This window comes from Bordetella sp. (assembly GCF_057362025.1).
Genome location: NZ_JBMQQZ010000064.1, coordinates 45704 through 58551 on the forward strand (window position 1 = coordinate 45704; position 12848 = coordinate 58551).

The following is a 12848-nucleotide window of genomic DNA, read 5'->3' on the forward strand; positions in this document are numbered from 1 at the left end:
CTCGCGGCACGGACGCTCCAAGGCCCGATTCGCTGTCCCTGCACCCTCTTTTCCCCTTGCGGAGCGCCGTCCCGGCAAGGTGCGTCAGGCCAGCTTGCCGACGGCGCCTTCGAGCAGGCCCCAGGCCTGGTCGCCGAACTTGCCGCGCCATTCCTGATAGAAGCCCGCCTGGCGCAGGCGCGCCTGGAAGGAGTCGGCCTTGGGTTGATTGAATTTCAGGCCCCTGGATTCCAGATCGCTCTGGATGGACCGGTTCATCTTCTTCAGATCTTCACGCTGCAGCATGCCGGCGTCGTTGAAAGCGGTTTCCCACAGCTTTTGCAGATCCGGGGGCAGGCGGCGATAGGCACGGCCGTTGGCGATGAACCAATAGCCATCCCAGATGTGGTTGGTAAGCGAGCAGTACTTCTGGACTTCGTACAGCTTGGCGGCCTGGATGATGGGCAGTGGGTTTTCCTGCGCATCGACGATGCGTGTCTGCAGGGCGGAATAGACTTCGCTGAACTGCAGGCTGGCCGGCGCGGCGGATAGCGCCTTGAACATCGAAATCGACAGCGGACTGACCGGCACGCGGATCTTGGTGCCATCCAGGTCGTTCGCATCGGCGATGGGCTTGCTGCTGGTGGTGACCTGGCGAAAGCCGTTGTCCCACATTTTCTCGAAGGCGTACAGATTGGCCTTGGCGATCTTGTCGCGCACGTGCGCGCCCAGCGCGCCGTCCATGGCCTTCCAGACTTGCGAGTAATCCGAGAATGCGAACCCCACCGCATTGATCGCCGCCACCGGCACCACGGTGGCGATGACCAGGGCGGAGGGCGTGAACAGCTCGATGCCGCCGCTGCGCACCTGCGACAGCATATCGGTGTCGCCGCCCAGCTGGTTATTGGGGAAGATGGTGATTTCCAGCCGGCCGTCGGATTCCTTGCGAATGCGGTCCACGGCTTCCTGCGCGCGCTGGTGCAGCGGATGGCTCATGGGCAGGTTGTGGGCGTACTTGTAGGAAAACTCCGCGCCGGCACGGGCCAGGCGGGGCATGCCCAAGGCCAGCGCCGGGCTGGCCGCCATGGCGCGCAGCAAGGTGCGGCGGGTCATCGTCTTCATTATTTGTCTCCTTGGTGCCGGCCGGGTGTTATAGGTGCGGTCCGGCGATGCGCGGCAATCGTATGGGTGACGCGATCCCGCTGGTTGTGCGGCGCCGCGCCGTTAGAACGGCGCGGCGGATGCGAACGAGCGGAAACCGGCGGCGCGCGGGCGGCTGCCCCGGCCCGCAGCAGAAATGTAGCCTGGGCACTAGAATCGGAGAAGTCGAAAATTTGGATCGATTAAGCGATGAAAGAGATTAATCTCTCGACCCGCGACCTGCGCGCATTCCTGGCGCTGGTGGAGCAGCGCAGCTTCACTCGCGCCGCGCGCCAGTGCCATCTTTCGCAATCCGCCTTCAGCTCGCTGATCCGCACGGTGGAAGACACCCTGGGATACCGGCTGTTCGACCGCGACACGCGCAACGTGGAATTGACACCCCAGGGACGGCTGCTGGAAGCCTCCGCCCGCCGCGTGCTGGACGATTTCGACGGCATGATCGACGACTTTCGCGGCCATGCCATGCTGGACAAAGGGCGGGTGTCGGTAGCCGCGCTGCCTTCGATCGCATCGGGGTGGCTACCCGGCGTCTTCGCCGAATTCCGCCGGCACCATCCGGGGATCGAACTGGAACTGGCCGACGTGCTGTCGGCACCCTGCCTGGAACGCGTGCGGGCCGGCCGCGCGGATCTGGCGCTGGCCTCGTCGGGCATCCCGGCGCAGGACCTGGATGCCCGCCTGCTATGCAACGATCGCTTCCATCTGGTGTGCCGGGCCGATCACCCGCTGGCGCGGCAACGCGCGGTGGGGCTGCCCGACCTGTCCGCCGCGCCCTTCATCCATCTGGCCCGGTCGCACAGCGTGCGGCTGCAACTGGAACGGGCTTTCCATCCGTATCCCATGAAGACGGTGATGGAAGTCGAACAGCTGGCGACGGTGACCGGCATGATCGCGGCCGGCATCGGCATCACGGTGGTGCCGGCACTGACGCTGTACGAATTCGAGCGCCCCGATCTGGTCAGCCGCCCGTTGAAAATACCCGGGCTGGTGCGCCGCATCTATCTGGTAACGCGCCGCGGGCTGAGTCTGCCTCCCGCGGCGGAACGGCTGCATGCGTTGATGCTGGAACGCCGCCCGGGCCGGCGGCGCTAGCGGTCACCCGGCTGCGCTGCCGCCACCGTCGCGCGCCCACTGTACGGCGTCTTCGACCCGGTCATTGCCCCAGAACATTTCACTACCGGCGAACATCATGGGGGCGCCGAATATTCCCAGCGACTGCGCGCGATCCACCTGCGTGCGAAATGCCTGCTTGATCTCGTCGCTGCCGGCGCGCGCGAGTACGGCATCGGCATCCACGCCCAGGGCCGCGAGACGCTCGCCCACAACGCCGGGCTGCTGGATATCGAGATCGTCGACGAAATTGGCGCGATACATGGACAGGCAGAATGCCTTGCCCCAATCCGCTGCCAGCCCGATCAGCGCCACCCGCGAGGGCAACACGCCGACGCGCGGGAAGATGGTGGGACGGCGGTAGCGCACGCCATACTTGGCGGCCAGGCGCGCGACCTCGCGCATCATGTATTCGCCCTTGTCGGGAAACAGGCGGAACGGGGAATCGTCCCAGCCGCGCGCCTTGAAAATCGGGCCCAGCAGGAAAGGCCGGTAGTCCACCGTCACGCCCTGCGCGGCGGCGATCGGCTCGATGCGCTCGATCGCCAGGAAACTGTAGGGGCTGGCGAAGTCGAACCAGATTTCCAGCCGCTTCGCGCCATCGGATGCGCCGTTCGCTTGCGTCATGCTGTCTCCTTCTTCCGGGCCTGGGCCCTGTCCACGGCCGGTCCGGTCAGCAACCGGCCTGCTGTTTTCCGCGCGATCCAACCGTGCGCCGGTATGTCGCGCGGCGCCTTCCTGTTCCCGTCCCGGTCAGCCCGCCACGACCTCCACACCCGCTTCGCCGGCCACCATCCCGCCCACGATGGCGGCCTGCGTAAACCCTTGTTCGGCCAGCACGGCCAGCACCTGCGGCGCGGTTTCGCGATCGCAGGCCACCAGCAGCCCGCCGGAGGTCTGCGGATCGGTCAGCAGCGCGCGCGACACCTCCTCCACGCCGGCCGCCAGCGAAATCGCGGCGCCGTAGGAGGCCCAGTTGCGCCCCGACGCGCCGGTGATCATGCCCGCCTGCGCCATCTGCCGCACGCCCGGCAACCAGGGCAGCGCCGCCAGGTCGATGCGCGCGCGCAGGCCGGCGCCGCGGCTCATTTCCAGGGCGTGGCCCAACAGACCGAAGCCGGTGACGTCGGTAAGGGCATGCACCCCCGGCAGAGCGGCCAGCGCCGGCCCCGGCGTATTCAGCCGGGTGGTGCTGGCAATCATCGCGTCGTAGCCCGCGGCATCCAGCTGGTTCTTCTTCAGCGCCGCGGACAGGATGCCCACGCCCAGGGGCTTGCTCAGGATCAGCACGTCGCCGGCGCGCGCGTCGGCGTTGCGCTTGACGCGCGCCGGATGCACCAGACCCATGGCGGCAAGGCCGTAGATGGGCTCGACGGAATCGATGGTGTGGCCGCCGGCCACCGGGATACCGGCCTGCGCGCAGACGTCCTGGCCGCCACGCAGGATTTCCGCGATGACTTCACGCGGCAGCACGTTGATCGGCATGCCGACGATGGCCAGCGCCATAATGGGCGTGCCGCCCATGGCGTAGACATCGGATAGCGCGTTGGTGGCGGCGATCCGGCCGAAATCGTAGGGATCGTCGACGATGGGCATGAAGAAGTCGGTGGTGGCGATCAGCGCCTGCTCGTCGTTCAGGCGGTACACCGCCGCGTCATCGGCGGTTTCGGTGCCGACCATCAAGCCCGGGAAGGCCTGCGTGGGCGCGAAACGGGCCAGCAGATCGGCCAGTACGCCGGGCGCGATCTTGCAGCCGCAGCCGCCGCCGTGCGAAAGCGAAGTCAGGCGTGGGGCCGCGCCGGCGCTTGCGTCTTGGGTCATGAGAAATCTCCAGGGAAGCCGCAAAAGGATAGCACCGGCGCGCACCGGCGCCCGGATGGCCGCGGGCAGCCCCCCTACAAAGAGTCGCCAAAACGGCCTACTATCATGGCCTTTTCCGCATATCGACGCCGAACGGCGCCTGGACCGACCGCCCATGGCCACTCTGCTTCCCGACTGTCCGCTCTGCCAACAGCACGGCGGTGCCCTGCTGTGGCAGGGTACGCACCTGCGCGTGGTGGAAGTCGAGGACGCGGACTATCCCGGCTACACCCGGGTCATCTGGAACGCGCACATGGCGGAGATGACCAGCCTGTCGCGCCATGGCCGCGAACTGATGATGGAGGCGGTCTGGCGCGTGGAAGAAACGCAGCGAGAGATACTGCATCCGGACAAGGTCAATGTCGCCTCGCTGGGCAACATGGTGCCGCACTTGCACTGGCACATCATCCCGCGCTGGCGCGGCGACCGGCATTTCCCGGACGCCGTCTGGGCGCCACCGCGGGTCCCTCGCGGCCAGGAACCGCCCGAATGGGCGCCGCGCATGGCCGCCCTGCAGGCCGTCATGCAGCGCTATCGCAACCGGCTGCTCGAAACCCTGAACGCACTGCCGCGCCATTGATCGATTGCCGTTGAATACATGACTACGCGTGCCATGAGATCCCGCTTTCCGGTCCATTCCGTCCAGCAACTGGTCGCCGCGCTCGGCCTGGCGGCCGCCGCGCCGGCATGCCTGGCCGCCCGGCCTGTCACCACACCCTGCCCCGCCCTGCTGCAAATCACGCAGACGCCGGTCAACACCCCGGGAGGCTGGTCGGTGATGCCGGACCCGCGGCGCGATGCCGACCATCGCCTGCAAGGCATTACCTTCTTCGCCGGCGACCCGCGCAATATGGTCGCGCTGGCGCCCGACACCGAAAAGCGATCCGTCCGTGGTTACGCCTCGACCTGGCATTTCCAGCCGGACGACCAGGGCTACTGGATCGGGTGCAGCTATACGGATACGAACCTGCTGGCCGTGCGCAAGCTCGCGGATAACATCAGCCAGTGCGACATGATGCAATACCTGGCCGATCGCCGCCGGCCCGGCGGCGCGGTGCAAGTGGTCTGTTACTGAATGGAAAACCGTCTTCGCACGTCCCTGTCGGCCCTGGTTGCCCAACTGCCGCGGGACTGGGCCCCGGCCCTGGCCATTCCCGCCGCCGCGCGGGCGCTGCCGGAAATCTGCGGCCACGTCGACCGCCGCATCGAGGCCGGCGCCATCGTCTATCCATGCACCCCGTTCCGTGCCCTGGAAATGCTGCGGCCCGGCGAGGTCAAGGTGGTGATCCTGGGGCAGGACCCGTACCACGGGCCGGGCCAGGCGCAGGGCCTGGCGTTTTCCGTGCCGGACCAGTGCAAGCGACCGCCCAGCCTGCGCAACATCTTCAAGGAGATCGCCGCCGAGTATCCGGACAAGGGCATCCCCACGGGCAACGACCTGACGCCCTGGGTGGCTCAGGGCGTGCTCCTGCTGAATACCTCGCTTACGGTAGAGGACGGGCAGCCGGCTTCGCATGCCAAGCGCGGCTGGGAAGCCATCACGGATGCGCTGATCTCCCTGGTGGCCCGCCAGCCCCAGCCCAAGGTCTTCATGCTGTGGGGCGCGCATGCCCAGTCCAAGCGCGCGCTGTTGCCCGAAGACCACAACACGCTGGTGCTGATGGCCAACCATCCCTCGCCGCTGTCGGCATCGCGCCCGCCCGTGCCTTTCCTGGGCTGCGGCCATTTCCGGCAGGCCAACGAATGGCTTCTGACGCACGGCCAGGAAATTGTCGATTGGGGTTTGCCCGAGAAAACACTGGCGCGGCAACAGGAATTCAGGTTATGATTTCTGCGCTGCACAAAAAGAACGGCATTTTTCGGCATTACTGTTAGTCCGCCGCCAGCGTTCCTGGCGGCCTCGAAACAAGTCACGGTGTCTGCAGCTTTCCCGGGTAGAACAAACCCGGTGATGCCGGTCTTCATCGCTTCCTGACCCCTTTCCTTTCGCCAGCGCCCCAATCCGGGACGCGACATGCGCATGGTTGATCCGGTCGGCGTCGATGCTCCATCAACCTGCGCTGGATCCGGCACACACACCCCGGCCCGGCCTAGAAACTCGCCGCCAAAAGCGGCAAGGGAAAGTCATGTCTTTCGAAACACTGGGACTCGCGCCCACCCTGTTGTCCGCCCTGCAAGAAGCGGGCTTCACCACTCCCACCTCCGTACAAGCCGCCGCGATTCCGCAAGCCATCGCCGGCCAGGACCTGATGGTCTCTTCGCAGACGGGCAGCGGCAAGACCGCCGCCTTCATGCTGCCGGCGCTGAACCGCATCGCGCAAATGCCCGCCAACAAGGGCACCGGCGTGCAGGTGCTGGTTCTGACACCGACGCGCGAACTGGCCCTGCAGGTCAATGATGCGACGCGCCTGTACGGCAAGAACCTGCGCGACCTGCGCACCGCCACGGTCGTCGGGGGCATGCCCTACGGCGCGCAGCTGAAGGCCCTGTCGCGCCGCGTCGACGTACTGGTCGCCACCCCGGGCCGCCTGATCGACCATTTGCAGGCCGGCCGCGTCAAGATGAACACCGTGCATACGCTGGTGCTGGACGAAGCCGACCGCATGCTGGACATGGGCTTCATCGAGGATATCGAGACCATCATCAGCCGCCTGCCGGCCGAACGCCAGACACTGCTGTTCTCGGCGACGCTGGACGGCACGGTCGCCAAGCTGGCCGCGAAGATGATGCGCGATCCGCAGCGCATCGAGATCGCCGGCCACAAGGAAAAGCATTCCAATATCACGCAGAGCCTCCTGTACGCCGACGATGCCGCGCACAAGATGCAATTGCTGGATCACGTGCTGCGCGACGCCGCCCTGGACCAGGCCATCGTCTTCACGGCCACCAAGCGCGGCGCCGATGACCTGGCCGATCGCCTGACCGACCAGGGCTTCGCCGCGGCGGCACTGCATGGCGACATGAACCAGCGCCAGCGTACCCGCACGCTGGGCATGCTGCAGCGCGGCCAGTTGAAGGTGCTGGTGGCCACCGACGTCGCCGCCCGCGGCATCGACGTGCAGGGCATCAGCCACGCCGTGAACTTCGATCTGCCCATGCAGGCCGAGGACTACGTGCACCGCATCGGCCGCACCGGCCGCGCGGGCCGCGACGGCCTGGCTTTCACGCTGGCCACGCATGCCGAACGCCATAAGGTTCGCCGTATCGAGCATTTCACCGGACAGACGCTGACCCCTCAGGTCATCGCCGGCCTGGAACCCAAGCGCGCGGCGCGCCCCGCCTATGAGCGCACCGGCAAGCCGTCTTTCGGCAAGCGGCCGTTCAACCGCGACAACCGCGGCTCGTACGCCGGCGGACGCCCCTTCGAAGATCGTCCGCGCCGCGACGGCGCAGGCCCGCAATACAGCGGCCCGGCCGCCGGCGATCGCCCGGCCCGCCCGCAAGGCGACCGCCCTTTCCGCGCCGACGGTGAATTCCGTGGCGCCGAGCGTGGCTTCCGTCCGGAAGGCGGGTATCGCAAGCCGGCCGAAGGCTTCCGCAAGCCCGAGGGCGCTGCGCGCACCGAAGGCGGTTTCCGTCCGGCCGATCGCGGTTTTCGCACCGAAGGCGCGGCCCGTCCCGAACGCGGTTTCACCCATGGCGACCGTCCGCAACGCACCGAAGGTGCTTTCCGTGCGGCGCGTTCGGAAGGTGGCCTGCGCGCGGACAAGGCTGTCCGCGAAGGCGGCGCGGGTGGCCATTCCGCCGAACGGGCCGGCCGGCCCGCCTTCGACAAGCGCCCCGCCCGTCCCGCCAAGTCCTTCAAGCCGGCGTACGCCGGCCGCCGGGACTGACCTGGCGCGCAAGCCGCCCTCGGCCCCATGGCAGATAGTGGCTTGACCTGTATGTAGCGGGAACACGGCGCGGCATGACCGCGCCGTGTTCTTTTCCGCTTCCGCAACGATCCCGCCCGGGAAGTACCGCGTCGTCTGGCGGAGATACGGCCCGTGCGCCCTGCTTCCGTTGCCGACCGCGGCGCGATTTCCGGCTCACCGGATTTCCTGAAACAATGGCGGTTTCGACGTTTTCCGCCCCGGTTTCCATGCCACAGACCTTCCCCCCGCCACTCGATGACGCATCCCGCGCCCACGCCGAACGCATGGCCGCGCATCTGCAGTCGGCGATTGCCCAGGCCGGCGGGTGGCTGTCGTTCGAGCACTGGATGGCCGACGCCCTGTACGCGCCCGGCCTGGGTTACTACGCCGCGGGCAGCGCCAAGCTGGCCCAGCCGGCCGGCGGCGCGGGGATCGCGGGCGATTTCGTGACCGCGCCCGAGCTGACCCCCTTGTTCGGCGCGACGCTGGCGGCGCAGGCCGCGCAAGTGCTGCGGCAGACCGGCACCCTGGACGTACTGGAATTCGGTGCGGGAACCGGGGCCCTGGCCGAACAGGTCCTGGCCGCGCTGGATGCGGAAGGCCTGGACGTGCGCTACCGCATCGTCGAAGTCTCCGCCGACCTGCGCGCGCGCCAGCAGGCGCGGCTGGCGCCGCATGGCGGCCGCGTCGCCTGGCTGGACCGCTTGCCCGACGCCTTCGAAGGGTGCGTGCTGGCCAACGAAGTGCTGGACGCCATGCCGGTGCAGGTGTTCCGCTGGGACGAGACCGGTGCCCTGCTTGAACGGGGCGTCGTGGCGACGGCCGAAGGCGGTTTTGCCTGGTCGGACCGGCCCGCGCCGCCGCGGCTGCTGCAAGTCATGAGCGAGCGCATGCCCCCGCTGGAGGGCTACGTCTCGGAAGTCAATCTGCAAGGCGAGGCCTGGCTGCGCGGCATGGGGCAATGGCTGCGGCGCGGCGCGGCACTGATCATCGATTACGGCTTTCCCCGCCACGAGTACTACCATCCGCAGCGCGCCGCCGGCACGCTGATGTGCCACCTGCGCCATCACGCCCACGCCGACCCTTTCCTGGCACCCGGCCTGCAGGACATCACCGCGCACGTCGATTTCACGGCCATGGCCGACGCCGCGCTGGCCGGCGGCCTGGATGTGCTGGGCTATCTATCGCAGGCGAATTTCCTGGTGAACGCCGGCCTGGTGGAACGCGTGGGAAGCCTGGACCCGGCCGACGCCGCCGCCTATGCGCGCGCCGTGGCGCCGGTGCAGAAACTGCTCTCCGAGGCCGAGATGGGGGAATTGTTCAAGGTGCTGGCCGTGGGCCGGGACGTGGACCCGCCGCTGCTCGGTTTCCGGCGCGGCGACCGGCGCGCCATGCTCTAGAACCTGGCTGCGGCGGAACGCGGCGCGGTTCGCCGGCCGGCGGGCGGTACGGGAACCGCGGGCGACGCCGCCGCAAGGCGATGACTGCGCAGACCTGCACCGGCTATTGCGCGGCCGCCGCCCGCACCGCCTGGAGCCGCGCGGCGCGGAGCGCCTGCTGGATCTGCCGCGGCTGGCCCGGGTACCGCCGCGCGATGGCGCCGGCGTCCAACCCCCGTATGGCTGCCAACGCGCGCTGCCACCCGGGCAGGTCCACCTCTTGCCGCACGCTGGCCGCGCGCAGCAGATCGAGGAAACGATCGGGCTTGCGCAGGGCATCGCAGCGCTCCATCAGCGCCAGCCGCGCGGCGGCGGTGTCGGGGACGTCGACCGGGTCGGGAACATCCGCGGTGCCGGCAGCGGCGCCCGCGGGAGCGGCGGCGTCGGGAGCCGCGCCATCCCCGACGGCAGGTCCCGCCGCCAGGACGCGCGGATCGTCCAGCACGACGGGCAGCAGCCGCGCATGGTCCGCGCATTCGGTCGGCACCCGCAAGCGCGCCGACAGATCCGCGGGTTGCGGCGAGGCCCGGCACAACAGGGCATAGCGCCCGGGCAGCGGCAAGCCGCGCCGCGCGGCCTCGTCCACATCGGCATTGACTGCCTCGTCCACGAACAGGCCGGGCAGGATGCGCGGCAGGGCCCGAGCCTGCGCCAGCACGTCCAACATGCGCGAGGGACGCGCGGTCATCAGGCCGCGCGACAACTCTTTCCACACCCGCTCGGGCACCAGCGCGTCCGCTTCGCCGGCATCGACCATGGCACGGCACAGCACCAGGGTTTCCGGCGCCACCACGAAATCGGCGAAGCGCGCGGCGAAGCGCGCCAGGCGCAGGATGCGCACGGGGTCTTCGGCAAAGGCCTCGCCGACGTGGCGCAGGACCCGCGCGCGCAGGTCCCGCACGCCGCCCAGGGGGTCGATAAGCCGGCCTTCGGCATCGCGCGCGATGGCATTGATGGTCAGGTCGCGCCGCGCCAGGTCTTCCTCCAGCGTAACGTCGCTGCCCGTGTAGAACGTAAAGCCCTTGTAGCCGCGGCCGGACTTGCGCTCGGTGCGCGCCAACGCGTATTCCTCGTGGGTCCGGGGATGCAGGAACACCGGGAAATCACCGCCGACAGGCACGAAACCACGCTGCGTCATGGCCTCCGGCGTCGCGCCCACCACCACCCAATCGCGGTCGCCCGCCGGCAGGCCCAACAGCTCGTCGCGGACGGCGCCGCCGACGATATAGGCCTGCAAACCTTCCAGCGCCGGGTCGGTCACCAGGACGCTCCCGGGAAGCAGGCACCGCACCCGTTCACGGCAGATCCGTCCGTTCCGGCGGCTGCGGCGCGATCTGGCCCAGCCGCTGCTTGAGCGATTGCGGCTGGCCGGTAAACATCGCCGCGTAATACGTGGCGTTGGCCATGACGTTCTTCACGTAGGTGCGGGTTTCGGTAAAGGGGATGGTTTCCGCGAAGATCGCCCCCTCCACCGGATGGGTCAGCGTGGCACGCCAGCGGAGGGGGCGGCGCGGGCCCGCGTTATAGCCGGCGCTGGCCAGGACCTGCGATCCGTCCAGGTCCTGCAGCACCATGCTCAGGTAGGAAGTGCCCAGCAGGGTATTGGTATCGAAGTCGTTGACCTGGCCCGGCGTGAAATTGCTCAGCCCGATCTTGCCGGCCACCCATTTGGCCGTGCCCGGCATCAGCTGCATCAGCCCGGACGCGCCCACCGAGGAACGCGCGTCCATGATGAAGCGCGACTCCTGGCGGATCAGGCCGTACACCCAGGCCGGGTCCAGCGCCACCTGGCTGGCCCTGGCCGCCACGCGGCCTTCGAAAGGCGCGATATAGCGTTGCGTGAAATCGAACTGTTTTTCGGTACGGTCCGAGGTATTCACCACCCGGTCGTAGATGTTCGCGCGGCGCGCGAGTTCGGCGGCGGCCAGTAATCGACGGTCGTCCATACCGCGCAGAGCGAAATTCCATTCCGGCACGGCGTCGCCGCGCCACCCCAGGCGGAACAGTGCGATCGCCCGCTGCAGGCCGGCGTTGGCGCGCGCGCTTGCCATTTCCTGCGGTGTAGGCGGGACGGCACGCGGCGGCACGGTGATCGTGCGGCCCAGCTCTTCGGCCGCCAACTGGCCATAAAAGGTGAACTGCCCGGCGATCTGTTCGTATTCCTGCTGCGCCCGTTCACGCCGGCCGGTCGCCGCCAGCCCGCGCGCGTGCCAATAGATCCACGCTGGTTCGTCGCGCGCCTGCGGCGACATGGCCTCGATGGACGCGATCACCCATTTCCAGTCGATGCGCGGCTGCCGCAGGGCGGCACGTACCTTCCATTCCTCGTTGTACTGTGTCAGCCGGATATGGCCGGCTTCGACATACCAGTCATGGGCGCGTGGATCCTGGTTCAACACCGCCACCAGCGCCAGCTGCGCCCGCACCCACGCCAGGTCCTGGCGCGGCAACGCGCGCGCCCATTCCCGCCGGACATAGGCATCGGCCACGTCCAGGTTGCCGCGCGCCAGGCGCGCCAGCGCGATGGTTACCAGTTCCGTCGCCGCCCGCGTGCGCGGCGGCTTGGACTGGCGCACCAGCCACTTCATCGGGTCCTTGATCATGGCGTCGTAGGCTTTCTGTTCGGGGGGCTCGAACAGATAACCCGCGTACTTGCGCGCGTCGGCCAGCTTGTTGTCCTCGATCGCATCGCGCAGCTGCGGCTGCAGGTCGTTCCAGCCCAGGATGTGGTTGGCGACCAGGTCGTCATACAGAGACCAGCACCATACCCCGGGGGCGAAGGCGCGCATCGCTTCGGCGCCGCCGACTTTCCTGCCGGTCATGTAGCGGGCTTCCAGCGTGGCGCACTCGGTTTGCGCATTGCCGTTCTTGATGGGCGCGAGCTTGTTGACGGTGTCGTAGTCGCCCGAGCGCGCCGCCGCCAGCAGCCAGTCGGCCCGCAGCCTATCGGCCAGGTAGGCGTCCGGACTGCGTTCGATGAAGCGCCGCAGCTGGTCCACCGGCCATTGCCCGCGCGGCATGTTCCAGACCTGGTAGCGCAGCAGCCAGTACTCGGGATACATGCCGAGGATATCGTCGCGCGCCTGCGGCACGATGACGGCCAGGGCCGACCACTGCTTGCGCAGCATGGCGTCGCGCGCGCTCATGACCGCCTGGCGCGCCGGGGTCGGCGGCTGATTGCTCGATAGCGACACGTCCTCGGGGCGCTCGCTGGCGGAGGGGTCGTCGGCCAGAGAGGTAAGCGGAGCGTCCGTCGCGGCCGGAGCGGCGGGCGTACCGGCCGCCGCCGCGATCACCGCCGAATCCTGGCCGGGGCGCTGCTGCGCATCCACCGGTGCACAGGCGGACGTCAGCAGCGCCAACAGCGGCAATGCGCGACGCAACAAGCGCCCGCCATCGCCCCCGGGCGATTTCTGATAACGTCCCGATTCCCCCCTACGCATCA

At 68.4% G+C, this 12848-nt stretch carries 11 protein-coding genes; 6 read left to right on the top strand and 5 right to left on the bottom strand.

Features of this window, described 5'->3' with window-relative positions; translation table 11 throughout:
* Positions 1 to 84: 84 nt before the first annotated feature.
* Positions 85 to 1101 (bottom strand): TRAP transporter substrate-binding protein, encoded by a 1017-nt coding sequence (locus ACO1P8_RS12490; protein ID WP_486296200.1) that lies wholly within the window; start codon positions 1099 to 1101, stop codon positions 85 to 87.
* 228 nt (positions 1102 to 1329) lie between these two features.
* Here ACO1P8_RS12490 and ACO1P8_RS12495 point away from each other — a divergent pair, with 228 nt between their 5' ends.
* On the top strand, positions 1330 to 2232 hold the full coding sequence (locus ACO1P8_RS12495) for a LysR family transcriptional regulator (RefSeq protein ID WP_486296201.1): 903 nt from the start codon (positions 1330 to 1332) through the stop codon (positions 2230 to 2232).
* 3 nt (positions 2233 to 2235) lie between these two features.
* Here the strand turns inward: ACO1P8_RS12495 and ACO1P8_RS12500 are convergent, their stop codons facing one another.
* Positions 2236 to 2877 (bottom strand): DsbA family protein, encoded by a 642-nt coding sequence (locus ACO1P8_RS12500; protein ID WP_486296202.1) that lies wholly within the window; start codon positions 2875 to 2877, stop codon positions 2236 to 2238.
* 126 nt (positions 2878 to 3003) lie between these two features.
* A complete protein-coding gene (selD, locus tag ACO1P8_RS12505; protein ID WP_486296203.1) occupies positions 3004 to 4071 on the bottom strand; it encodes a selenide, water dikinase SelD in 1068 nt (355 codons plus the stop codon).
* A 154-nt stretch (positions 4072 to 4225) separates the two neighbouring features.
* Here selD and ACO1P8_RS12510 point away from each other — a divergent pair, with 154 nt between their 5' ends.
* The 5 genes from ACO1P8_RS12510 (at position 4226) to ACO1P8_RS12530 (ending at position 9364) form a co-directional block, all read left to right on the top strand.
* A complete protein-coding gene (locus ACO1P8_RS12510; RefSeq protein WP_486296204.1) occupies positions 4226 to 4690 on the top strand; it encodes an HIT family protein in 465 nt (154 codons plus the stop codon).
* 33 nt (positions 4691 to 4723) lie between these two features.
* Entirely contained in the window at positions 4724 to 5185 is a 462-nt protein-coding gene (locus ACO1P8_RS12515; RefSeq protein ID WP_486296205.1) for an STY0301 family protein, read from the top strand.
* Complete coding sequence (locus ACO1P8_RS12520; protein WP_486296206.1) at positions 5186 to 5938, top strand: uracil-DNA glycosylase; 753 nt, start codon at positions 5186 to 5188, stop codon at positions 5936 to 5938.
* A gap of 298 nt (positions 5939 to 6236) precedes the next feature.
* Entirely contained in the window at positions 6237 to 7943 is a 1707-nt protein-coding gene (locus ACO1P8_RS12525; RefSeq protein ID WP_486296207.1) for a DEAD/DEAH box helicase, read from the top strand.
* Between the two features lie 248 nt (positions 7944 to 8191).
* Positions 8192 to 9364, top strand: a complete 1173-nt coding sequence (locus ACO1P8_RS12530; protein ID WP_486296208.1) for a class I SAM-dependent methyltransferase — start codon at positions 8192 to 8194, stop codon at positions 9362 to 9364.
* 103 nt (positions 9365 to 9467) lie between these two features.
* On the opposite strand, the gene ACO1P8_RS12535 is transcribed toward ACO1P8_RS12530, so the two are convergent.
* Both ACO1P8_RS12535 and ACO1P8_RS12540 read right to left on the bottom strand, forming a co-directional pair.
* Positions 9468 to 10667: a tRNA nucleotidyltransferase/poly(A) polymerase-related protein gene (locus ACO1P8_RS12535; RefSeq protein ID WP_486296233.1), complete on the bottom strand. Its 1200-nt coding sequence runs from the start codon at positions 10665 to 10667 to the stop codon at positions 9468 to 9470.
* A gap of 31 nt (positions 10668 to 10698) precedes the next feature.
* Positions 10699 to 12846 carry a lytic transglycosylase domain-containing protein gene (locus ACO1P8_RS12540; protein WP_486296209.1) on the bottom strand — a complete coding sequence of 716 codons (2148 nt, stop codon included), beginning with the start codon at positions 12844 to 12846 and terminating at the stop codon, positions 10699 to 10701.
* Between the last annotated feature and the right edge of the window lie 2 nt (positions 12847 to 12848).

Bases quoted from the DNA above. Each gene is read 5' to 3' on its own strand.
- ACO1P8_RS12490 (WP_486296200.1), bottom strand. From the start codon at position 1,101: ATGAAGACGATGACCCGCCGCACCTTGCTGCGCGCCATGGCGGCCAGC.
- ACO1P8_RS12495 (WP_486296201.1), top strand. From the start codon at position 1,330: ATGAAAGAGATTAATCTCTCGACCCGCGACCTGCGCGCATTCCTGGCG.
- ACO1P8_RS12500 (WP_486296202.1), bottom strand. From the start codon at position 2,877: ATGACGCAAGCGAACGGCGCATCCGATGGCGCGAAGCGGCTGGAAATC.
- selD (WP_486296203.1), bottom strand. From the start codon at position 4,071: ATGACCCAAGACGCAAGCGCCGGCGCGGCCCCACGCCTGACTTCGCTT.
- ACO1P8_RS12510 (WP_486296204.1), top strand. From the start codon at position 4,226: ATGGCCACTCTGCTTCCCGACTGTCCGCTCTGCCAACAGCACGGCGGT.
- ACO1P8_RS12515 (WP_486296205.1), top strand. From the start codon at position 4,724: ATGAGATCCCGCTTTCCGGTCCATTCCGTCCAGCAACTGGTCGCCGCG.
- ACO1P8_RS12520 (WP_486296206.1), top strand. From the start codon at position 5,186: ATGGAAAACCGTCTTCGCACGTCCCTGTCGGCCCTGGTTGCCCAACTG.
- ACO1P8_RS12525 (WP_486296207.1), top strand. From the start codon at position 6,237: ATGTCTTTCGAAACACTGGGACTCGCGCCCACCCTGTTGTCCGCCCTG.
- ACO1P8_RS12530 (WP_486296208.1), top strand. From the start codon at position 8,192: ATGCCACAGACCTTCCCCCCGCCACTCGATGACGCATCCCGCGCCCAC.
- ACO1P8_RS12540 (WP_486296209.1), bottom strand. From the start codon at position 12,846: ATGCGTAGGGGGGAATCGGGACGTTATCAGAAATCGCCCGGGGGCGAT.